We start from the raw sequence: 20,195 nt of genomic DNA on the forward strand, positions 1-20,195 counted from the left end.
GCTGGGATTCAGCGGCCCGGGTAGACGACTGCTTTGAGCTGACCGGTCTGTTTGCCGGCTTTAAGCGCGTCCTCGGATTCAGTAAGGGGGAACCTGCCGGTTACCAGAATGTCCAGGTCCACTTTCCCGTCGGCGATGAGTTGGATGGCCAGGGGCCAGGTGTTGGTGTAGCGGAACACGCCCGAGAGCCAGATTTCGCGGTTTTGAATGTAGGAGACGGGAAGCTCGACGTCATCCGCCCCCAGGCCGACGAGGATGACCCTGCCTGCAGGGCTTACGGCCTTGATGCCTGAACGGACCGCCTGGGGCGCGCCGGATGCATCAATGAACGCGTCGACATCGAGCCCCTCGACCGTGTCGGTCTTGGGGTTGAGCGCATGCGTTGCCCCGTGTTCGAGGGCGAAGGCGAGCCGGTCTTCGGCGATGTCGGAAACGTAGATTTCGGCCGCACCGAAGGCACGGGCAGCTTGCGCCGCAATGATGCCGATGGGCCCGGCACCGGCAATCAGAACCCGGCTGCCGGGCTTGATGTCGGCGCGTTCGCAGGCCCACAGACCGACGGAGAGCGGCTCGATAAGAGCGGCTGCCTCGTCACTGACGCTGTCCGGGATGTGATAGGCGAAATCGGACTGGATGGCCACGTATTCCGCGAACGCGCCGTCGATGGGCGGGGTGGCGTAGAACTCGATGTCCGGGCAGAGGTTGTAGCGGCCGGCTTTGCACTGTTTGCAGGTGCGGCAGGGGCGCTGAGGCTCTACCGCGACACGCTGGCCGATGCGGAAGGGGTCGACGGCGGTGCCGACGGCGGCGATCCGGCCGGAGAGTTCGTGGCCGAGGATCAGCGGATGGTCCACAACGTAGTCACCGATACGGCCGTGCTCGTAGTAGTGGACATCGCTGCCGCAGACCCCGACGGCGGCGACCTGCACCAGGACCTGGTCGGCGTCGAGCTTCGGGAGGGGCAGGGTTTCCATGGCCATATCGCCCTGGCGCCTCAAGACGGACGCCCGCATCGTCTGGGGAAGCGCTGCCCTTTCGGCTGACGGAGCCTGGGTTATAGGTGTTGTCATTAGGAGAAATCCTCTGTGTATGGGAGCGGTGATGTGCGGTTACTTGACCGCACCGAGGGAGAGGCCTTGGACGAGTTTGTCCTGGGCGGCGAACCCTGCAAACAGAACGGGAAGGGAGATCACGACGGCCGCGGCGCAAACTTTCGCCAGGAACAGGCCCTGGCTGGAAACGAAGCCGGTCAGGAAGACCGGCGCCGTCCCGGCCATGACGCCGGTGAGGACCCGGGCCAGGAGCAGTTCGTTCCAGCTGAAGATGAAGCAGATCAGAGCAGTGGCGGCGATGCCGGGCATCGCCACGGGAGCCACCACCGCGCGGAGTGTCAGGAGGAGGCCTGCTCCGTCGATTTGAGATGCTTCGAGCATTTCCACCGGGACTTCAGCAAGGAAGGAGCGCATCATCCACACTGCGATGGGCAGGTTCATGGACGTGTACATCAGGATCAGGAACCAGATGTTGTCCAGCCCGCCGATGGTTTTTGCGAAGAGGAACAATGGCAGGACAGCCGCGACGATTGGCAGCATTTTGGTGGAGAGGAAGAAGAACATGACGTCTGTCCACTTTTTGATCGGCCTGATCGAAAGCGCGTAGGCGGCCGGGATGGCCAGGACCAGCACCAGGACGGTGGACAGGACAGAGGCCGTAGCCGAGTTGATCAGCGGGGGCCACGGGCTGACGCCGGAACTGGCGCCGAAGAACTCCTCGTAGGCATCAAGGGTCAGGGGCGCGAAAAGGGATGGCGGATTCGTCGCGGCGTCCGTCTCGGAGTGGAAGGACGTCAGGACCATCCACAGGACCGGGGCGACAAACAGCAGGGCCAGCAGCCAGGCGGCCATGCCTGCGGCGGTGTTGTTTCGGGTGGGATCCATCCGCGACTTGCCGCGGCCGGATGTGAACAACCCGCGCCGGCCGGGGCCGGTGTTCAGGGCCGTGGGCGATGTTGAACGGGCATGGTCCGAGTTGCTGGGTGCGGCAGGAGTGTGGATGCTCATCGTGCTGCCTCCTTCTTGAAGAGCGAGAAAACGGTGCGGAGCGCGAAGGTGGCAACGATGATCGTGCCGATGACAACCACGACGCCGGTAGCTGAGGCCAGGCCGTATTCGTTGGCGAAGTAGAACGTCTGGTAGATGGAGTACGGCAGGTTCGCTGTGCCCAGGCCGCCGGACGTGAGGGTAAAGACGGCGTCGAAGTTCTGGACGATGTAGATGGCGCCAAGCAGGCCGCCCAGTTCCAGGTACTGGCGAAGGTGCGGCAACGTCAAGTGGCGGAAGATTTCCCAAGGGCTTGCGCCGTCCATCTGGGCAGCTTCCACCGTGTCCATGGGACGGGACTGCAGACCGGCCAGCAGAATGAGCATCATGAAAGGCGTCCACTGCCAGACCAGGGAAAGGATAACGGCCGTCAACGGAGCCTGTGAGAGTAGGTCCGGCTGAGGTGGTGTGTTGCTTCCAAAGAGTGACCAGATCCAGGTCAGGATTCCGTTGATCAGCCCGTATGTCGGGTTCAGGAGGGCATGCTTCCACACCAAGGCGGCAGCAACCGGAACCACCAGGAACGGGGCAATCAGCAGCGTGCGGGCAAGTCCGCGGCCGATGAACTTCTTGTCCAGCAGCAGTGCCAGGACCAGCCCGATGAGCAGGCTGGCCAGGACAACCGAGACCGTGAGGATGACGGTGGTGAAGATGGCTTGGCGCAGGTCCGCGTTGGTGAGGACTTCCACGTAGTTGCTTAAACCGGCGAACCCCGTCTGGTCCGGGCGCAGGCTGTTCCAGTTCATAAAGGAAATGATCAGGGTGGCAGCGAAGGGAAGCTGCGTGACGATGATGAGGAAGATCAGGGCAGGCAGCAGCGGCGCGCGCCGTGCCCACGCCGCGGCGCGTTCACGGGCCCTGGCGTCTTTGGAAGGTTTGAGGGGGCTGTGTCCTTGACGGGCCACGCGCGCTGTTGCGGTAGTCATCATGTTCTCCTGCCGTTCTGTGGCCCGCCCGCAGGCGGGCCACAGCTCCGGTTGGTGGGTGGTTACTTCTTGTACTTGTCGCCGATTTTCTGAGCGGCTTCCTGGCCCTTGGCCAGCGCGTCCTCAACAGTCCCCTGTCCGGCGATGGCCGAACTCACGCCCTGCGAGACAGTTGTGCCGAGGTCGGCGAATTCAGGAATTCCGACAAACTGGATGCCGACGACCGGACGTTCCTGCACGCCCGGGTTCTTCGGGTCTGCGTTTTCAATGGCGGAACGTTCTGCTTCGAAGAACGGGGCTGCCTTCTGGAATTCGGCGTTCTCGTACGTGGAGATGCGCTTGCCGGACGGAACCTTGGCCCAACCCAGCTTCGACGCCACCAGTTCTTCATACTTCTTGGAACTGGCCCACGCGATGAACTTGCCAGCAGCATCCTGCTTTTTGGACGCTGCCTGCACGCCCCAGGACCAGGTCCAGAGCCAACCTGAGGAATCCGTCTCCTTCACGGGAGCCTGGGCGTAACCGATTTTTCCCTTTACGGGCGATCCATCGGCTTCGAGGGCGCCTGCTGCGGAGGTGGCGTCGTACCACATGGCCACCTTGCTCTGGCTCATGTTGTTCAGGCATTCTGTGAACCCTGCCTGCGCCGCGCCGGCTTCACCGTGCTTCTTCACCAGATCCACATAGAACTTGGTGGCTTCGACGAATTCCGGGGAGTTAACCTGGGCATTCCAGTCTTTGTCGAACCAGGTGCCGCCGAAGGTGTTCACCACGGTGGTCAACGGGGCGAAGACCTGCCCCCAACCCGGCTGGCCGCGGAGGCAGATGCCCTTCATGCCCGGCTCGGCACCATCAGCCTGGGCTGCAAGTTCGGCCACCTGGTCCCAGGTGGGCTTCTCCGGCATGGTCAGGCCCTTGGCGTCCAGGATGTCCTTGCGATACATCAGGAAGGAAGACTCGCCGTAGAACGGTTCGCCGTAGAGCTTGCCGTCCTCTCCCGTCAGGGATGCCGTGTAGGCGGGAAGGATATCCTCCTGGTTGAACTCGGCGTCGTTGGCCACGCTATCCAGCGGTGCCAGCCATTTGTTCGCGGAATAGAACGGGATCTCATAGTTCGAAAGGGAGGCGACGTCGTACTGGCCGGCCTGGCTGGAGAATTCCTGGCTGATCTTGGCGCGTACATCGTTCTCCGGCAGGATCGTGTAGTTGACCTTGATGCCGGTTTCCTTGGTGAAGTTATCGGCAGTGAGCTTCTGCAGGTCCTCCATCTGGGGGTTGTTCACCATCAGGACGTTGATACTGTTCTGGTCACCGGCAGACGTGCCTCCGCCGGCGCCCGAACAGGCTGAGGCAGCCAGGGCCAGTGTCAGGGCACCAGCGGCGAGGGTGGCAGCGCGAATTTTCGGGCGCATTTAAGGACTCCTTTGTTCTTCAGGGGGTGCACAACCCATCCGCTGACTGCTGTGTCAGGCGGTGGGCTGAAGCGCGAGGCAAAGACTAAGTAGGGGGACATGCCTCGCTGATGTACTTCAAGACTAGGCGTGTGGGATAGGGCACAACTAGCGCCCCTCTTTCCAATTTCTGATACAAATTTTCCGGCTGTGGCAATGGCATCAGCGCTATCATAGGAACGAGCGGCATCCGTCCTGTCCACAGTTCATAAGCATTATTTTCGAAGATTTGAGCATGATATTGGAGACTTGCCATGGCCACAGCCATTTCAGTTGACGCCGGCTCCGTCGATGGCGCTGCGGCCAGGCTTGCCGAACGCCTTCTCGGGATGCAGGCCAACCGTGAGGTCATCCCGACCGATCCAAACCACTCCGTAAGATGGCATGAACACGACTATCCGAGTCCCATTGCACGCTGGAACTACCACCCCGAATATGAGATCCACCTGATTCGCAAGGGAACAGGAAAATTCATCGTGGGTGACCACATCGGCACCTTTGAAGCGGGCCATGTTGCCCTCATCGGGTCCGGACTCCCCCACGACTGGGTCAGCGACCTCCAGCCCGGTGAGGTCCTGGAACGGCGAGACGCCGTCATCCAGTTCGACGGTAAATGGGTCCAGCAGTGCGCCGCCCTGATACCCGAGCTGGCCGAACTCCATTTGCTCCTGGATCAGTCATCGCGGGGGATCCAGTTCCTGGGCCAGACAGCGCAGAATGCAGCGGTGTCCATAGAAGCCATGGGCGTATCTGACGGGCTGTCCCGGCTACGTCACCTGTTCGAACTGTTCGCTGTCCTGGCCCACGCCCCGCTTGAAGACCGTCTCTACCTCGCAGATGAGTGGTTCCGGCCCCAGCTGGACCGACAGGCCGCCGCCGTCGTCGATATAATTCTCGAATACGTCTTCAACAACCACACCGGCGACGTCAGAATGTCTGAAGCGGCGTCCCTGGTAGGAATGTCCGAGCCAACTTTTTCGAAGTATTTCAAGCGCGCCACCGGCCAGAACTTCAGCGACCTCGTGCGCAAACTACGCCTTGCCCACGCCCGACGCCTCCTCGAAGCCACGGACACTCCCATTTCCACCATCTGCTACGAAGTCGGCTTCTCCAACCTGTCCAACTTCAACCGGCATTTCCTCAACGACACCGGAGAAACCCCTAGAGACTTCCGCCGGCGCGTCCAGAGCTGACCATCCCACTTGTCAGCTTGCCTATGTGGGAAACGCGGTTCTTCGCGCGGCAACTGCGACGAAGAGAGCAGCAGCAGCAAGCCCGGCCATGACGATCGGCAGGACTAAACCATCGAAGTTGCTGATCAAGACTGCACCTGCCACAGCGGCGGCAAAGATTGCAAGGTTGAAGGCTACGCCAAGCATCGAGTTGGCGACGTCGGCATTTTCGCCGCTTGCCGCACTGATGGCCGTCTGCAGTTGGGCTGCTGCGCCTCCGAAGGCGATGCCCCACAGGACGATCGCTACAAGGACTGCCGCCAATGACCCGTTACCCACAACGAAGATTACGCCGGCCACAATGAAGGACCCGAGGCTCAGCAGAACCAGGCGTCGGAGGCCTTTGTCGATCACTGCACCGGTGAACGCAATTCCGGCGATGGCCGCCACACCGAACGTCAGGAGTGCGACGTCGACCGAGAGCTGAGAGCCTGCCGTGCGGAGATAGGAGCCAATGTACGTGTACATGATGTTGTGCCCAAGCATCCACGCGACGATGATGGCCAGGACTGCTGCGACGCCCGGGATGCCGAAGACGCGGACCAGCGGCACACGAGTCCCTTTCCTTTGACCTGGTGCATCCGGCACAAGGATGGCGGCGAGCAGGACGGTGACGATCGTCAGGATCGAGAGCACGCCGAAGGACCAACGCCAGTCAAAGGTCGTACCAAGCCACGAACCGAAGGGCGTTCCCACTGCCAGGCCTATGGGCGTTCCAAGGGATGCAACAGACAAGGCACGGCCGGAATGTTCAGGAGCTGTGATGCGCCGGGCGTAGCCGGCGAGCATCCCCCACAGCAGGCCGGAAAATGCACCCGCCAGGAACCGCGCTCCCAGGGAGAGCATGATGTCAGCGGAGAACCCCGTAATGAGGTTCGCTGCCAGGAAACCGAGGATTCCAAAAATGAAAACAGGCTTCCGGCGTATGCCACGTGTCACGGTGATTGCGGGTATTGCCGCAATCACTGTTCCCAGGGCGTAGGCACTGACGAACTGTCCGGCGGTCCCCTCAGTGATGTTCAGCCCCGAAGCGATCTGCGGCAATAGGCCGGCGGGCATGGTTTCGGTGGCAATTAAAATGAATCCCATCAGGGCCATGACCAGCAGGGCTGCCCAGGGAAAGCGCCCGGCCCGGACGGAAAGATCGCCCTCCCGTGGCGATGCCTTCGTATCCTCAAAGGTGCCGAGATTTTCGTGGGTCAGGCCCTCGAAGGGTGCTTCGCCCACGGGATCCTGAAGGGTTGCTCGAGTCAAAACGGCTCCGTTCTTAGGGAGAGTATTCGGAGTGGCTGGGGCTCCCGCTCAGTCTGAGGAGGCCAACGTGGCGGTGAATTCGCCCGTCCGGTCCCGGATCGAGGCGAGGTCGTCAAACGATCCGACCCGCACGATTCCAGGGAAGTACCCGACGTGCTCGTAGTAGAGAACGAGGGCCTGGTCAGGCGCGTAGTAGCCGATGGTCAGTGGATCTGCATCATCACCGGCGGGTACGCCGCCGAGCGAAAGGGGCTCCGGAAGCTTTGCGATTTTTTCTTGCCCACCGTGATCGCTGAAGGAGAGCGTCAGCGGAAGCTGCTCGATCAGGGAGCGTGCGGCCGAGTTGCCTGAGAGGGTTCCGGTCACGGCCTCGCCATCGATCCGGATGGTGATCCTGGTGCTGTCTGCGGCGCTGGCGGAGGACGGACCTGGCGAGGACGCGGATGACACGGCGGCCGCCGAAGTTAGTTCTGGCTGGGAGGGCGCCGGCGTCGTGGCGGAGCCAGGACCGTTCGAAGGTGTGCTGCACCCTGCCAGGGGCAACGCCGGCACGATGATCGCAGCCAAGATGAGTTTCTTCAGGCGCATGGGAGATGGTTCCCCTTCGAGTCAGGTGAAAGTTTGGTCCATTCCAGCAAAGCAGTCGGCAAACAACAGGGGGAGCCTCTGTTGTTACGGGCACTGGGAGGGACCCCTAAAACGGTGAACCGTCCCGCCAATGAAAGTTCATTCCACACAGGACGGCCCCAAAGCTGCTACCGCTCCTACGCGGTGTAGCCACCATCGACAGGAAGCGCGACGCCGGTAACGCAGCTGGCGGCACCGCTGCAGAGCCACAGCACAGCAGTGGCGATCCTCATGCCGGTCATCCTTGGATCCTGCTTCCCGTGTAGTCGGCCAGCGAGCCGAGGAGCGCCGCCTGGAAACGTTCATCGTTTACGGCCTGATGCGGTAAATCAACCGCCCAGGCCGATGCATCTCCGCCGTAAGGACGAAGGGAGCGACGACCTTCACCGGTAAGAGGGACGGCCCGCCGATAACGCCGGCGTTGTGGATTACTGCGTCAAAAGCGCCCCAAGGTGTTTGCTTGCTTGACCAGACGACGTAAGTCGTCGGGCTTGGCCAGGTCACCCACCACAGCCTGTGCGCCCCGGTCGAGGAGGTCATGAACGGCAGGCAGCCGGTGGGCGGTGCGGGCATGTGCGACGACGTCGTGGCCGTCGTCAAGCAGCGCTTCGGCAGCGGCGCGTCCTAGCCCGTCGCTGGAACCGGTAACGAGGATGCGGGACACTTTTCTCCTTGCTGTTAGGGCGCTCAGTCGAGCGGTGTCACGAAGGTGCGGAAGTCCTTCCCATCGCTATAGATGCCCCAGAGTGTCTCGGACAGGGCAGCCGGCTCGTGGGCGGGGTCGCCTCCACCTATCCCCAACGGAATAATGAGCTGCGCAACATGGATTCCTTCGGGCGCCAGAGCGTCGTGCAGCATCTGAGCGTACGCGGATTCTGCGGCAAACGCGGCGGAGGTGCCGGCGTACTTGTGATTGGGCCGCACGGCGCTGGAGCCATTGATGAACAGGGCTGTTCCTCTGCCGAGGGCGCGCATGCCGGGAAGTACCGCCTTGACCGCGGCTGCCGCGCCCAGCGCAGAGAATTCGAGCGCCCAGCGCAATTCTTCGTGTGTCGTATCAAGAACGGGCCGCAGATATTCCCTGGATGGCACGGGGCTGTACTGGAGGACTTCGACGACGCCCAGTTCCTCGGCGACCCTGGTGAGGGCGGCGTTGAGCGACTCAGTATCGCGGACGTCGGCGGCGTAACCGCGGGCGGTGATTCCGTCGTCGGCTAATTCCGCGGCGAGCGCATCGACCTTTTCCTGGGTACGGGAAAGGAGAGCAACGTTGAAGCCTTCGGCGCCGAAGCGCCGGGCGGAGGCGAGGCCAAGGCCAGGTCCTGCACCGATGATCGCGATCGTAGTCTTCATGGTGTTCTTCCTTCTTGCACGTAGGCAGGACGAAATGTCCCGCTGATCGGGGCCTAAAGGCTGCACTCTTGTACGGTGCAGCTCGGAGTGTCATGGGGCGTTCAGCGGCGGCAGCACCGCCGTCGTCAGCCGTCCGTGTGTGTCCTTTCGGGTGCCGGCCGGACGGAGTCTCCGTATTCGCTCGCCGCCCACGACGCAAGTAGTTGCATGCGCTCAGCCGACGGGGACCCGGGCTCCGCGGTATAGATCGTGAGTGTCAGGCCGGGCTCAGCAGCCATCTCCAGGCCTTCGAACGCGAGGGTCATCTCTCCGACCACCGGGTGATTGAACGTCTTGAAGCCAGTGCCGTGGTGCCGGACGTTGTGGGCACCCCATCGTTTGCGGAACTCCTCGCTGCGGGTTCCCAACTCACCAATGAGGTCATGGAGCTCCTTGTTGTGCGGGTCCCGGCCCGCCTCCGTGCGGAGGATGGAGACAGTCACCTCCGCGAAAGCATCCCAGTCCGGGTAGAACTCATAGGCACGCTCATCAAGGAAGGTGAACCGGGCGATGTTTGGCGGATGGCCCGGCATGTCATAGCAATACTTGTAGAAGGCGCGTGCCAAGGGATTGACCGCCAACAGATCCATACGGCCATTGCGAACAAATGCCGGACCAGCCGTGATCGCATCGAGCGCCCACTGCAGGCTCTGGTGCGGCACATAGGACTTCGAGGTCCGCCGCCGCGGCGGTCGTGCAACCGGGCTGGCCGCGTGAGCAAGGTCGAACAGGTGGGCCCGCTCAGCGTCGTCCAGGCACAGAGCCCTGGCGATACTCTCGAGCACCTGCGGCGAGGCCCCGCTGATCGCACCGCGCTCCATGCGGGTGTAATACTCCACGCTCAAACCAGCCAATGTGGCTACCTCGCTACGGCGCAAGCCGCTGACACGCCGGTTCGTCCCGGCAGGCAATCCCACCTGCTCAGGGGCGACCTGAGCGCGCCGCGAGAGGAGAAATTCGCGTACTTCCGCTCGGTTGTCCATGTCGTCAACGCTAAGCCAACCCAACCGCCCGTGGGAGTCCCTTGCAGTACCCCTATCCCCCCGTATCGCCCGTGCGGCTGAAATTCACGCCTGACAGCGCTCCGCCATCTTTCCGTTAAGGGAATCGAGGTCCGGGCTCTCGCGCGTCGCGCATCACCGGCGGTGACGTAAAGCATGCCATCCGGCTCAAAAGCCAAGCGACCGCCGTCGTGGTAGCTCGCAGCGGCGATCCACCGACCATGGCGCCCCCAGCGCGGTCGCCACGGTTTGGGTGTTGCCCGAATCAGGTGTAGGCCAAGAGGCTTCCCGCGACTGTGACGCCTGACCACGATGTGAGGGAGATGACTGCGGCGACCTGCGCAGCTACGGGCGTTGACCGGCCTGTGTCCCAGTCGGCCACGCCGCGGTAGGTGCGCTTATGAAAGATCAGGATGTTCACGCCTGCGAGCACGATGAGGCTGAGCTTCCATAAGGCGCTGCCCCGGTCGGCGATGAGGGTCGCGCTGGACAGGAACATCACCACGCCGGTGGCCGCTGCGATCATGAATCCGAGTTGTGACAGGGGAAGGAGATGGTTGGCAGCGGTCGTCACCCGCAGCGTCTGCCGGCCCAGTCCAAGCAGCCGAAGATCGAAGGCCGCGGCCGGACCGATGAGGAGGGCGATACCAATGATGTGGAGGCTCCCGAGGACCGGATACAGGTAGTCCGTGCCACGGACAGCCTCGGCGAGCCAGCCGTCTTCCAGCCAGGAGAGGATTTCACTCATGACTGGCGCCTAGAGCCGACGCGTGCGTGCTCGCAGATAAACGGCCCCACCCGCGACGACGGCCACCAGTGCGCCGCCGACCACTGCCCACACCGCAATCGGTGTGATGTTGTCGGAATCCGCGTTGCCCGAGATGGCTTCGTTGGCCTCCTCCGCGCCTGGCGCGGCACCCACGGCGCGGTCGGGATACGGGGCCGTCAGCGGCGTCGCAGGCAGCTGGCTACCAAGCACCTGGTTTACCGGGCGGCCGTCCTCGAACCAGAACACGACCGGACGGAACTCATCGGTATGGCTCAGGCCGATGTACCCGACCGCTTCGACCCTCTCTCCGTGTACGAGTGGGCGGTCAAGACCCCATCTGCCTGTGTAGCTCGGAGGGGCGATGACGACCGCCAGTTCTTCATGGGAACCGCTGTAGGACGGAGCCTCGTTGATTGGGCCGCTGGCCTCGGGAGCCTGGAGCTGCTCGGGCAGATCCAGTTCAGGGGTGTCAGCAGGCAGGGCGTTGTCGATGGTTAGAGTGAAAAAGGAATGTGGCTCGCCCCATCGGACCTCCGAGACGGTACCCGCAATGTAGTAGGGGCGGGCGGTGTCGAAGTCATCGAACCCGTGATGCGCCTGAGCGGGACCGGCGGAGAACACGGTGAGCATGGCAGCAGAGGCTAAGGACGCGGTCGCCAGCTGGAGAGTACGGGCGTTGGTGCGGGTCAGTGGTGCGATCATCATGCTGATGCCCATGTGAGTTGGTCCTTTCGAAATGATTCGCATCCAGCAAACCCCATCCCGCAGGGAAGAGGGAGACCCTGTGATGAGAGGTACTGACAGGGTCTCCCTGAGAATTGAGCTGGCTCTCGGGCCAGCGCGACCGGTGCTTTCGACACAGGCGTCGAGCAGGCGATGTCAGGTTTCTGGAAGGGACCGGTTAGCCCTGGGACCAGCGGTTCGAGATGACCGTCCCACCGATCCTTCACAATGACCAGCGACGGAAAGCCCCGTTGGGCAGGGCTCCTCTGTAGCGATGCGGGAGGACTAGAGAATCGCCGCACGGCGTTGACGATCAGCGTCATGTTCAGGCCCTTGCCGAGAACCCGGCTGATCATAACTCTGACCACAAAGCCGGTGGCTCCGATCATGAGCAGGAAAAGCACCATGAAAGACGCCGTATCGTCCTTTTTCGCGCGCTTCGTGCAAGTCATGCGAAAAAATGCTACGTCCGTGTCCGCACTTCTGGGGGTTTTGTACACATGGTCTGCTCGTTGCTGGTGGGAGTGGGCATCGGTCAATGTGGGTGGAGTTGTTAGACATGCTGAGCTGGCCGTGCCATCCGGCCCATGGCCTGCACCACCATCCGGCGGGGCAGGAACTTGGTTGCGATGGCCAGCGGCCGGCCGTTGGTCACCACCGACGGCGGCGCGAAGCGACGGTCGAGCGTCTCGAGCGCCATCCGCACAACGTGCTGCGGTGTCGCCCTGGCGGCGCCGTAGTCGGCGGACTGACTGCCTGCGGCGTCGAAAAACTCGGTCTGCATCGCACCCGGACACACTGCGAGCACGCCGAGTCCGGAGCCGCGAGCCTCCTCCCACAACGACTCTGTGAAGCTCAGGACGAACGCCTTGGTGGCCCCGTACACACTGAGATAGGGGGTCGGCTGGAGACCGAGAAGGCTCGCGACATTGATGAGCACCCCCTTGCCGGTCTTCAGTGAATCGAAGTACGCGTGACTCAGGTCCACGAGGGAACTGACATTCAAGGCGATCATGCTCTGGAGGCGCTCGGGGTCCTCGTCGCCGAACTCGTCATGGCTACCGAAGCCGGCGTTGTTGATCAGGCTCGTCGCCCGGATACCCCGGCCTTCGAGCTCGGCACGAAGTGTTCGCCCGGCATCTGGTCTCCGACGCCGATTCTGTTGACACTGTCAACACACACTACCTGACCGATTTTGACCCACTTCAAGTCAGTGCTGCGCCCCAAAGCATGGGGACTTCCGACTCCAAGTAAATGCCTATGCCCTGGCTCACGAAGATCCGGGGCCCGGCCCACAGGGCCGGCCCAGATTCATGGCCGCGTTCCTAGCTGCTGCCTCGATTGGTTAGGCTATCCCCCGGGCAGGCGTCCGGTCTCGGTTGCTCGGATGTTCAGCAGCCAAGGACTGCTCGTATCCAGGTAGTCTCCGCGATCAGTTCCGTGGCCTGCGTGGCTTTGAGCTTTCGGGCCGTGTGGAAGTCGGCGACTTGGCCGAGGAAGTCGGCGAGCTTGCTGCATGTGGCGGCGGTCCGGTCGGCAGCTAAGGCGTCCTGCGCGCTGATGACCTTGGTGAGCAGGCTGGTCTCCACCGTGGCCGTGAGCCGGTAGGAACGAACCAGCGCCTCGAGGTCTTCCATCTGCCGAGAGGCGCCGACCACGGTGACGATGAAGCTGCCGGCGACCTGGTTGCCGCTGGCGTCAGTTGCGGTGCAAGTCACGGCGGTGGCCCCGAGCGGGAAGACGGATCCAGACGGGGGTGCGCAGGTCACCGCAGGGTTGGTGTCAACGGTGTCGGTAGCGGTGGAGGTGTAGCTAACCGCGACGCCCCAGGGGCCGGTGGCGTCGATGGTCTGGTCAGCGGGCAGGGTCAGGGCTGGTGCGCTGGTGTCGATCACGGTGACGGTGAAGCTGCCGGTCGCCTGGTTGCCGGAAGCGTCGGTTGCGGTGCAAGTCACGGTGGTGCCTCCGAGGGGGAAGCTGGATCCGGAGGAGGGTCCACAAGCCACCGCCGGGTTGGCATCGGTGTCATCGGTTGCAGTGGCGGTGTATGGGAGGGTTGTGCCGGCCGGGCCGGTCGCCTCTGTGGTGATCGGGTCGGGCAGGGTCAGGGTCGGCGGCGTGGTGTCGCTGGGTGCACCGCCATCTCGGTAGCGGAGGAACACGTCGGCGGTGCCATTGGTGTCATCGGGCACCAGGTTGCTCGCAAACGACGCGAAAGCGACGTAGCGGCCGTCGGCACTGATCGCGGGGGCGAGGCTGAGGTCGTTTGCCTGGCTGCCGTCGCTGGCGATGCTGACCCGTTCGGTGCTGCCGGTCAAGCGGTCACGCACGAACACATCGTAGGCGCCGTTGGTGTCACCCGGCACTAGGTTGTCCGCCAACGACCCGAAGGCGACGTAGCGGCCGTCGGCACTGATCGCGGCCTGGACGCTTCTGCCGCTTCCCGAACCCCCGTCGGCTGCGACACTGACCCGTTCGGTGCTGCCCTCGACGCGGTCACGCACGAACGCATCGTGGGCGCCGTTGGTGTCGCCGGGCACCAGGTTCTCCGCCAACGACTCGAAGGCGACGTAGCGGCCGTCGGCACTGATCGTTGGCATGCTGATGCTGCCGCCTGCGACGCCGCCGGTGGCCTGGCCGCCGTCGCTGGCAACGCTGACCCGTTCGGTGCTGCCCGTCGCGCGGTCACGCACGAACACATCCTGGACGCCGTTGGTGTCGCCCGCTGCCAGGTTGCTCGCAAACGACCAGAAGGCGACGTACCGGCCGTCGGCACTGATCGCGGGGACGAGGCTGTGACCGCTGTCGGACTGGGTGCCGTCGCTGGCGACGCTGACCCGTTCGGTGCTGCCCGCCACGCGGTCACGCACGAACACCTCGGAGGCGCGGTTCGTGTCGCCGGGCACCAGGTTGTCCGCCTGAGACCAGAAGGCGACGTAGCGGCCGTCGGCACTGATCGCAGGCTGGAAGCTCGCGTATTCGGCCTGGCTGCCGTCGCTGGCGACGCTGACGCGTTCGGTGCTGCCCGTCACGCGATCGCGCACGAAGACATCGTTGGTGCGGTTGGTGTCGCCGGGCACCAGATTGTCCGCCAACGACCCGAACGCGACGTACCGTCCGTCGGCATTGATCGCGGGAGCGGAGCTATGGCCGCCGCTGGCTTGGCTGCCGCTGGCTTGGCTGCCGTCGCTGCCGACGCTGACCCGTTCGGTGCCGCCGGTGTCCCGGTCCTGCAGGAACACGTCCAGAAGGTTGTTGGTGTCGCCTGGCACTAGGTTGGTCGCATACGACTCGAAGGCGGCGTAGCGGCCGTCGCCACTGATCGCGGGGACCCCGCTGTCGCTGTTGTTGGTCTGGCTGCCGTCGCTGGCGACGCTGACCCGGGTCGTGGCTGAGGCGGGGGCGGACGCCGGCGCGGGGACTGAGAGGATGGAGGTGAGCAGTAGCGCTGAGGCTGCCGATGCCGCGAAACGTCCCGTCGTGGTGACTTTCATGGGTAACCCTTCGATTGTGCCGACAATGCTGCGGGCGACCCTGTCATCCCCCAACTGACCGAACATGCGCCCCATGTTGCCCCACAGCAGGCAGACGGTGTAACAGTGCTGGATACTCGTCTTTGATCTGCAACTACTTGCCCTACTCCGAGAAAACGAGGAAAAACCGGCGACAAACCAACGCTTCATGCCCTTCCGTACGTGTCATGACACCCCCAGACTGGTCCAAAAGAGCAGCGACTCAGGAGCGCAGCATGTCAGCCGGCACGACACGGCATACCATCCGAATCGAAGACCCGCTCTGGAAGGAAGCACACGTAAAGGCGGCCAGAGACGGCACTACCGTCTCTGAACTCATTCGGGCAGGCCTGCGCAATTACGTTTCCAGGACCGAATCTGCCAATCATGTTCAGTCCAGACACACCCTCGCGGATTCCTTGGTGTATGTGGTTCCGGACGCCCTGTACGATCTGCAGGGACCTTCCTCCGGGGTGGTGAGCTTCCGATTCATCTGGACTGGGGTCCGGACAGCCGCTACCTCGTGGAAGATGACGGTAGCTGCAGCGCGCTCTACCAGCTGACACTGCAGAACTCGGGGTCAATCGAGGAAATCTGCCGGATCGTCAATGCCGGACGGCTGGTGACCTGTGGCCTTCCTTACGGCTTCCGGACAGGTGCAGACGGGCATGGGAAATAGCACTCCCCCAACTGCCTACGTACTGCGAACGCAAGGAACATCCTTCATGGACCACGCTCAACGGGTAGCGGCGGAGATTGCCCTGTCGGTTCTCTCTGAGGACGGGTTCCTCCTTGCCGGCGGTCAGGCACTGGCCGAGCATGGCGTGATCGATTGTGTGTCCACGGACGTGGACCTTTTGCCTTGCACCGAAAGCACACCCCGAAACATTCGCAGCATCTGTGCGGAAGATGACTCTTGCCCTTGAATCGGCCGGATACACCGTGGAGATCACTCGTCAACACCAGGACCGGGAAGCCACGATCGCGGAATCGACCTGCACTAAGAGCTATTCGCGCTCTGGAGCGGCCGAGGAAGCCAAGCAGCGCAGGGTCGCATCAAGAACGGTCATATGGTCCATTAACGACTTCTGTCGGTTTGCTGCCCTATTTGTTCCACGTGTTTGTTCTACGTGGCTTTAAGGACAGCAATATTTCCCGTGCCCGTGATGCATTTAGACGCTGCAGCGACTTACTCAGCAGGTCTATTCGAAGAAGTCCTCGTCGATTTCGGCGACGGTGTAGGTTTTGGCGACTTGGACGCCTACTCCGTGGCGGATCATTAGTTCGGTCAACTGCTTGCCGTCGATGAGGATGATCCGTGTGGGGATGGATTTAGCATATTCGAGAGCCCCGGCGGAGAAGCGGCTGGTGGTAATGAATACCCCGCGGGTGGCCCCACGGCCGGCCAGCGCCCCGACGAAAGACTGGATCGCTTCGCGGCCAACGGTGACGTCAGGGGCGTAGCGTTTGGCCTGGACATAGATCTGGTCAAGGCCCAGCGTGTCCTGGTCGATGACACCGTCCACACCTCCGTCGCCGGAGCCGCCGATGCGCCGCCCGCGGTTTTCGGCTCCGCCGTAGCCCATCGCTAGCAGCAGTTTCACTACCGCTTCTTCAAAAAAGGTCCGGGTGGCGCTCCTGCAATCGCTTGAGCAGATCCGTTGCCAGATCCGCCCGCAGTAGTTGGATGCCGCGTTCGATCTGTTCGATCGGATCCAACTCCGAATCTTCGACCGTTATGTCCACCGGGTCGGCCTTCGAGACGTTCTGTCGCTGGGGTTCGTAGTCGCGATAGGCCGGGATTTCCTTGAGGATGTCCTGGGTGATGACGTGAGGGTTCTTACGCAGCAGGTCCCTGCCGAGGTCGGTGATGACGAAGCTGCCGCGCTCGGGCTTGGCAACTGCTGTTGCCCGCGTCAGATCCGACATCGCCCATCCAATCCGGTTTTCGGCTTTGGACTGGCCGGAGGAGAGCATCACTGCCCGTTGCGACTCTGTCATTCCGGCTTCATCGAGCACCGCTGCAAGTAGATCTCGGCGGCCCCGCGGTTTGCCGTCAGAAAGCACCCGAAGAACCGGAACCATGAACTCATGCCATTTCGGAATGGGCTCAACAACTGCTGGTACTTGATTGTCGGTCACAGTTCTCCTTTGAAAAGCCGCTGTTGCAGGGACATATAGAGCCTTTCAAACACATCTGGGATCGGTCCAGTAGCTATAAGGGGTGGTCCAGGTTGCGCGTGAAAATAAATGTCAGACTGACCTCTAGGACTTTCCGTCTAGTCGTCAAGAATAAGAATACGGGCCCTATACTGACGCCTTTGGTGCCTTGTCGTGACGTCAGGATGAGGTGTGTTCACTTTGACGGAGGGCGAAGCAGGAAGGCGCATCCCAACGTATCCAACATGCAACAGCCGCCACCCAAGGGACATGGTTTCCTAGACCATCTCAGGCAACGGACCCAATGCGTGATGTGGTGTTCACCGAGCGAAAGAGAGCCGACGTGACAAGGAATACTAATAGTCTGCCCGACGGGCGGATTATCGCTGCCGACGACGACAGTATGAAGTCTGCCATTCAGAGCATGGCGACGACCCTCGCCATCCTCCGGCCTGGGGAAACACTTCCGACTTTGTAGCTCGTGGGCCCGAAGTGATCCGGGAGCATGTCGAAGCGACCACTAACGCGATCCAGAACGCGGACGCGTTTGATGTCATCGAACTGATGGTTGAGGAAAAGCCCGGGAAGGAGCAGGAAGTGTGGGATTTCCTGAACGGTGGCCGTGAAATCGTGCTTGACGAACCGGGCACGCGTACTTGGTATGCCTTCCGCGCCAGCGAAACCACCTTGGGCATCTTTGACACTTTTGACACTGAGGAGGACCGGCAGGCGCACCTCAACGGCGCTATTCCAACCGCGCTCAGCGAACACGGGCCGGCAATGCTGGCAGGGGACCCGAACATCCGGATGATCGAGCTGATCGCCGTTAAGTAGGTTTGCTCCTAAGTGGCCCGTCCGACTTTGACGGCTGCTTGTTCGTCGGTGGCCCGTCCGGCTTGACGGACTTGCTGCCAATCAGCGTTTTCCAGGCAGGCAGCACACGGCTCGCTTAGGTCAGCCGTTGTTTCGCTGCTCTTCGGAAAGTTCCTCCGCCTTCTGGCGTTGCTTTTCGGCCTCCTTCTGGGCCTCTTCACGCTGCTTGTCGGCTTCCTTTTGCGCGTCCTCCAGCGCTTCCTGCTGCTCTTCAGTGAGTGAAGATTCAGGTGCAGAGACGGTCGGGGCCGGAGTAGTTGGTGCCGGAGCGGGGGTCATGGCCGCTTCCAGGTCAGTCCTGATGGTGCTGATGGCGGCTTCGATGCGGTCCTTCCGCTGCCCTGACATCTTTCCCTGCTCAGCAGCTGCGGTGACCTCCTGGCCCAGCTGCTCGAGCTGGGCCAGTGCTGCTGGGTAGTCCTGCTCCGCGGCGGATTGTTTTGCCGTAGCCACGCGCGTCTGCAGGTTCGCGGCCACACCGCCGTCGAGATCCGGCCCGGCCGAGCAGCCAGCAAGGAGGAAAAGGCCAAGGCAGGCGGCCAGGACAGCAGTCAGCGTTCTTGGGCATTGGTTCATGGCGTGACGCTTTCTTCCAGTTCCTTGAAGTGTTCGCCGAGCTGTCCAGGGACTGCCGACGTGGACGTGTCCACCGGCGCGGGCGCAGGCTGCCGGATGGATGTCAGCAGCACGGCCAAGAGGAAAACCACGACGACGGCGGCCGCGGCCAGGAGCCACAGCCGGCGGCCCCGGAGGCGGCCCAGTTTCTCCCGCGGACCCTGCCGGGCAGGTTTCGGTTCTGCCGAGGCCGGGCTGCGTGACGGCATGGTGGGTGCCGGGTGCCAGGACGTGGCGTTGGTTGCCTGGCTGTCCGCGAGGGCGGGCAACCGGGTGGCTGCTCCCGCCGCCTTCTTGCCGACCGGATCAGGTTGGCCTTGTTGACCCGCCTGGCCCGGGGGATGAGGAATAGGAGGTTTGGTGAAGTTCAGGACCCGGGTGGCCGGGGAAGGTGCAGCCGCCATCGATTCTGTTGCCGGCGCCGCGCCGGTCGGAATAGACCAGTCGCCGGCGGTGCCGAATGTTGCGGCCACGTTTGCCGCGTCCGGGCGGTCCTGCGGGTCCCGGGAGGTCATGCCGGTGAGCAGGGACTTCCAGCGCCGGCCCAGGGAATCAGGAATGTCAGGACCGCGGGAGAGCCGGGCAACGGCGGCTTCCAGCGGAGGGCCAGGGAAGGCCACGGTCCCGGTAAGGGCTTCCAGCAGCACCAGGCCCAGGGAGTAGACGTCCGCAGGCGGTCCCACCTTGTCTCCGCGGGCCTGCTCCGGGCTCAAGTAGGCCGCTGTTCCGGGGACCATGTTCGTAGCGGTGAGGCGGGCGCCGTCGAGCATTCTTGCGATGCCGAAGTCGGCGAGCTTGGGCCGCAACGGCGACTCTGCCGCGTAGCGGGTCAGCAGGATGTTTGCAGGCTTCACGTCGCGGTGCACCACGCCGCGGTGGTGGATATAGTTCAGTGCTTCGGCGAGTTCGGCGCCGAGCCTCGCCGTTTCCGCGCCGGTCAGCGGTCCGGCTGCGAGATGCCGGCGAAGGTCGGTTCCGGAAACCAGTTCCATGACCAGGAAGGGGACTTCCCGGTGGCCGCGAAGCAGCGTTCCGGTGTCGAAGAGCGTGACCAGGCCGTGGTGGTTCATCTGCGCGAGCATCCGTGCTTCCGACTGCTGCCGGGCCAGTTCCTCCGGGTCGGTGATGTCGTCCCGGAAGATCTTCAGCGCCACCTCCCGGTCGAGGACCAGGTCGGTTCCGCGGTGGACGGTTCCCATGCCGCCGTGGCCCAACACTTCCCCCACCCGGTAGCGCTCGCGCAGGACCGTCCCGGCCATACCGGTGTCCGTACTTTCGGTCATGGAACCTGCCTTCCGTCACCAACCACTTTAGCCGGGGCTCCACACGGCAGATTCTGTGGCCATGCGCTTTATGATTCTCGAATGGGGGAAAGTCCGAGTGGAGAAGCATACGGTTAAGCACAAGCCGACCTACGTGGAGTTTGGCATTCGGACATTCATTCCGCCAGCGAGAGTTGACGCTTCCATGTGTAACTATGCGCATTCGAGCTACACATTCGGTGGCGCGATGCCGGCTAACCCCTGCGACCACTTCCACACCGCCGTCTATCGGAGGCGAA

General features: G+C 62.8%; 22 protein-coding genes. 4 read left to right on the plus strand and 18 right to left on the minus strand.

What is annotated here, in order from left to right; translation table 11 throughout:
• Positions 1-8: 8 nt before the first annotated feature.
• The 4 genes from M1E05_RS12310 to M1E05_RS12325 all read right to left on the minus strand — a co-directional run bounded on the left by M1E05_RS12310 (position 9) and on the right by M1E05_RS12325 (position 4,437).
• Positions 9-1,070, minus strand: coding sequence for an NAD(P)-dependent alcohol dehydrogenase (locus M1E05_RS12310; RefSeq protein ID WP_461163103.1), 1,062 nt, complete (start codon positions 1,068-1,070; stop codon positions 9-11).
• A 39-nt stretch (positions 1,071-1,109) separates the two neighbouring features.
• Positions 1,110-2,060, minus strand: a complete 951-nt coding sequence (locus M1E05_RS12315; RefSeq protein ID WP_458114237.1) for a carbohydrate ABC transporter permease — start codon at positions 2,058-2,060, stop codon at positions 1,110-1,112.
• Complete coding sequence (locus tag M1E05_RS12320) at positions 2,057-3,025, minus strand: carbohydrate ABC transporter permease (protein ID WP_461163104.1); 969 nt, start codon at positions 3,023-3,025, stop codon at positions 2,057-2,059. The genes M1E05_RS12315 and M1E05_RS12320 overlap by 4 nt, the downstream gene beginning before the upstream one ends.
• Positions 3,026-3,087: 62 nt before the next feature.
• Positions 3,088-4,437, minus strand: coding sequence for an ABC transporter substrate-binding protein (locus tag M1E05_RS12325; protein WP_458114239.1), 1,350 nt, complete (start codon positions 4,435-4,437; stop codon positions 3,088-3,090).
• Between the two features lie 293 nt (positions 4,438-4,730).
• Here M1E05_RS12325 and M1E05_RS12330 point away from each other — a divergent pair, with 293 nt between their 5' ends.
• The gene (locus tag M1E05_RS12330; protein WP_458114240.1) at positions 4,731-5,669 is read left to right on the plus strand and encodes an AraC family transcriptional regulator; all 939 of its coding nucleotides are present in this window, start codon (positions 4,731-4,733) and stop codon (positions 5,667-5,669) included.
• Between the two features lie 21 nt (positions 5,670-5,690).
• Here M1E05_RS12330 and M1E05_RS12335 read toward each other — a convergent pair whose 3' ends face one another.
• The 10 genes from M1E05_RS12335 to M1E05_RS12380 all read right to left on the minus strand — a co-directional run bounded on the left by M1E05_RS12335 (position 5,691) and on the right by M1E05_RS12380 (position 14,968).
• Positions 5,691-6,962 (minus strand): MFS transporter, encoded by a 1,272-nt coding sequence (locus tag M1E05_RS12335; protein ID WP_458114241.1) that lies wholly within the window; start codon positions 6,960-6,962, stop codon positions 5,691-5,693.
• 48 nt (positions 6,963-7,010) lie between these two features.
• Positions 7,011-7,550 (minus strand): cyclophilin-like fold protein, encoded by a 540-nt coding sequence (locus tag M1E05_RS12340; protein ID WP_461163105.1) that lies wholly within the window; start codon positions 7,548-7,550, stop codon positions 7,011-7,013.
• Positions 7,551-7,726: 176 nt separating this feature from the next.
• Positions 7,727-7,822 carry an SDR family oxidoreductase gene (locus M1E05_RS12345; protein ID WP_458114243.1) on the minus strand — a complete coding sequence of 32 codons (96 nt, stop codon included), beginning with the start codon at positions 7,820-7,822 and terminating at the stop codon, positions 7,727-7,729.
• Between the two features lie 203 nt (positions 7,823-8,025).
• Positions 8,026-8,253 carry an SDR family NAD(P)-dependent oxidoreductase gene (locus tag M1E05_RS12350; protein ID WP_461163106.1) on the minus strand — a complete coding sequence of 76 codons (228 nt, stop codon included), beginning with the start codon at positions 8,251-8,253 and terminating at the stop codon, positions 8,026-8,028.
• 23 nt (positions 8,254-8,276) lie between these two features.
• Positions 8,277-8,942, minus strand: a complete 666-nt coding sequence (locus M1E05_RS12355; RefSeq protein ID WP_458114245.1) for an SDR family NAD(P)-dependent oxidoreductase — start codon at positions 8,940-8,942, stop codon at positions 8,277-8,279.
• A gap of 125 nt (positions 8,943-9,067) precedes the next feature.
• Entirely contained in the window at positions 9,068-9,964 is an 897-nt protein-coding gene (locus tag M1E05_RS12360; RefSeq protein ID WP_461163107.1) for a helix-turn-helix transcriptional regulator, read from the minus strand.
• 283 nt (positions 9,965-10,247) lie between these two features.
• A complete protein-coding gene (locus tag M1E05_RS12365; protein ID WP_458114247.1) occupies positions 10,248-10,730 on the minus strand; it encodes a hypothetical protein in 483 nt (160 codons plus the stop codon).
• A 9-nt stretch (positions 10,731-10,739) separates the two neighbouring features.
• Complete coding sequence (locus M1E05_RS12370) at positions 10,740-11,468, minus strand: DUF6152 family protein (RefSeq protein ID WP_461163108.1); 729 nt, start codon at positions 11,466-11,468, stop codon at positions 10,740-10,742.
• Positions 11,469-12,027: 559 nt separating this feature from the next.
• Positions 12,028-12,573, minus strand: a complete 546-nt coding sequence (locus M1E05_RS12375) for an SDR family NAD(P)-dependent oxidoreductase (protein WP_461165239.1) — start codon at positions 12,571-12,573, stop codon at positions 12,028-12,030.
• A gap of 292 nt (positions 12,574-12,865) precedes the next feature.
• A complete protein-coding gene (locus M1E05_RS12380; RefSeq protein WP_461163109.1) occupies positions 12,866-14,968 on the minus strand; it encodes an HYR domain-containing protein in 2,103 nt (700 codons plus the stop codon).
• A gap of 254 nt (positions 14,969-15,222) precedes the next feature.
• Here M1E05_RS12380 and M1E05_RS12385 point away from each other — a divergent pair, with 254 nt between their 5' ends.
• Positions 15,223-15,549, plus strand: a complete 327-nt coding sequence (locus M1E05_RS12385) for a hypothetical protein (RefSeq protein ID WP_461163110.1) — start codon at positions 15,223-15,225, stop codon at positions 15,547-15,549.
• A gap of 162 nt (positions 15,550-15,711) precedes the next feature.
• A complete protein-coding gene (locus tag M1E05_RS12390) occupies positions 15,712-15,912 on the plus strand; it encodes a hypothetical protein (protein ID WP_461163111.1) in 201 nt (66 codons plus the stop codon).
• Between the two features lie 276 nt (positions 15,913-16,188).
• On the opposite strand, the gene M1E05_RS12395 is transcribed toward M1E05_RS12390, so the two are convergent.
• Both M1E05_RS12395 and M1E05_RS12400 read right to left on the minus strand, forming a co-directional pair.
• Positions 16,189-16,590 carry a restriction endonuclease gene (locus M1E05_RS12395; protein WP_461163112.1) on the minus strand — a complete coding sequence of 134 codons (402 nt, stop codon included), beginning with the start codon at positions 16,588-16,590 and terminating at the stop codon, positions 16,189-16,191.
• A 10-nt stretch (positions 16,591-16,600) separates the two neighbouring features.
• On the minus strand, positions 16,601-17,128 hold the full coding sequence (locus M1E05_RS12400; protein ID WP_461163113.1) for a winged helix-turn-helix domain-containing protein: 528 nt from the start codon (positions 17,126-17,128) through the stop codon (positions 16,601-16,603).
• A 510-nt stretch (positions 17,129-17,638) separates the two neighbouring features.
• Here M1E05_RS12400 and M1E05_RS12405 point away from each other — a divergent pair.
• Positions 17,639-17,980, plus strand: a complete 342-nt coding sequence (locus M1E05_RS12405; RefSeq protein ID WP_461163114.1) for a putative quinol monooxygenase — start codon at positions 17,639-17,641, stop codon at positions 17,978-17,980.
• Between the two features lie 120 nt (positions 17,981-18,100).
• On the opposite strand, the gene M1E05_RS12410 is transcribed toward M1E05_RS12405, so the two are convergent.
• Together M1E05_RS12410 and M1E05_RS12415 are read right to left on the minus strand one after the other, a co-directional pair.
• On the minus strand, positions 18,101-18,595 hold the full coding sequence (locus M1E05_RS12410; RefSeq protein WP_461163115.1) for a hypothetical protein: 495 nt from the start codon (positions 18,593-18,595) through the stop codon (positions 18,101-18,103).
• Positions 18,592-19,917: a serine/threonine-protein kinase gene (locus M1E05_RS12415; protein WP_461163116.1), complete on the minus strand. Its 1,326-nt coding sequence runs from the start codon at positions 19,915-19,917 to the stop codon at positions 18,592-18,594. Before M1E05_RS12415 ends, M1E05_RS12410 begins: the two co-directional genes overlap by 4 nt.
• Positions 19,918-20,195 lie beyond the last annotated feature (278 nt).

It is taken from the genome of Arthrobacter sp. R4-81, assembly GCF_054792365.1.

Bases quoted from the DNA above. Each gene is read 5' to 3' on its own strand.
- M1E05_RS12310 (WP_461163103.1), bottom strand. From the start codon at position 1,070: ATGACAACACCTATAACCCAGGCTCCGTCAGCCGAAAGGGCAGCGCTT.
- M1E05_RS12315 (WP_458114237.1), bottom strand. From the start codon at position 2,060: ATGAGCATCCACACTCCTGCCGCACCCAGCAACTCGGACCATGCCCGT.
- M1E05_RS12320 (WP_461163104.1), bottom strand. From the start codon at position 3,025: ATGACTACCGCAACAGCGCGCGTGGCCCGTCAAGGACACAGCCCCCTC.
- M1E05_RS12325 (WP_458114239.1), bottom strand. From the start codon at position 4,437: ATGCGCCCGAAAATTCGCGCTGCCACCCTCGCCGCTGGTGCCCTGACA.
- M1E05_RS12330 (WP_458114240.1), top strand. From the start codon at position 4,731: ATGGCCACAGCCATTTCAGTTGACGCCGGCTCCGTCGATGGCGCTGCG.
- M1E05_RS12340 (WP_461163105.1), bottom strand. From the start codon at position 7,550: ATGCGCCTGAAGAAACTCATCTTGGCTGCGATCATCGTGCCGGCGTTG.
- M1E05_RS12345 (WP_458114243.1), bottom strand. From the start codon at position 7,822: ATGAGGATCGCCACTGCTGTGCTGTGGCTCTGCAGCGGTGCCGCCAGC.
- M1E05_RS12355 (WP_458114245.1), bottom strand. From the start codon at position 8,942: ATGAAGACTACGATCGCGATCATCGGTGCAGGACCTGGCCTTGGCCTC.
- M1E05_RS12360 (WP_461163107.1), bottom strand. From the start codon at position 9,964: ATGGACAACCGAGCGGAAGTACGCGAATTTCTCCTCTCGCGGCGCGCT.
- M1E05_RS12365 (WP_458114247.1), bottom strand. From the start codon at position 10,730: ATGAGTGAAATCCTCTCCTGGCTGGAAGACGGCTGGCTCGCCGAGGCT.
- M1E05_RS12370 (WP_461163108.1), bottom strand. From the start codon at position 11,468: ATGGGCATCAGCATGATGATCGCACCACTGACCCGCACCAACGCCCGT.
- M1E05_RS12380 (WP_461163109.1), bottom strand. From the start codon at position 14,968: ATGAAAGTCACCACGACGGGACGTTTCGCGGCATCGGCAGCCTCAGCG.
- M1E05_RS12385 (WP_461163110.1), top strand. From the start codon at position 15,223: ATGTCAGCCGGCACGACACGGCATACCATCCGAATCGAAGACCCGCTC.
- M1E05_RS12390 (WP_461163111.1), top strand. From the start codon at position 15,712: ATGGACCACGCTCAACGGGTAGCGGCGGAGATTGCCCTGTCGGTTCTC.
- M1E05_RS12410 (WP_461163115.1), bottom strand. From the start codon at position 18,595: ATGAACCAATGCCCAAGAACGCTGACTGCTGTCCTGGCCGCCTGCCTT.
- M1E05_RS12415 (WP_461163116.1), bottom strand. From the start codon at position 19,917: ATGACCGAAAGTACGGACACCGGTATGGCCGGGACGGTCCTGCGCGAG.